This window comes from Haloparvum sedimenti, from assembly GCF_001462205.1.
GTDB classification, from domain to species: Archaea; Halobacteriota; Halobacteria; order Halobacteriales; family Haloferacaceae; genus Haloparvum; species Haloparvum sedimenti.
On record NZ_LKIR01000124.1, the window covers coordinates 20,623 to 21,144 of the forward strand.

A 522-nucleotide genomic window follows, 5' to 3' on the forward strand; every position below is an offset into this window, starting at 1 on the left:
GACTCCATGGAGGCGATCGACTCCGACCGCATCGCGGCCGTCGTCGACTACCTCCGCGAGTACGCCGACTACCTCGTCGCCGCGCTCCTGCCCGAGGACGCGGCCGCGATCACCGGCGACCACACCACGATCGAGTCGATCTGATCGAGACGGCGTTCGTCGGGCTTTTTCTGAATCGCTGATGCTCTATACCGATACTTAGTGGAGCGGTGTGTTTTTGTCTGTTTTCTACCACTTGTGGGTGTTTTTGTGACTGCTGTCGATCCTGCTGCTGGGGACAGCAACACCCAGAAAGCCCCAGTCGGCTCGACCGGCCGCGCCTCGCTGCGCGCTTGCGCCTCTCAGCAACGCCCGGCGCAAGTGCTTACGTCGTCGGGGCCGGATCGAGCCGACTGCCCCTTTCAGTCCCACCCACCGCACTGCAACCGCACCGCGGGCCTCGTACCTCCCCAGCCTCGGCGGCGGCGCGGCCGCGGAACCGCACAGCAGGCGGCCGCGCCGCCGCCTCCCTCGCGCGGTCGC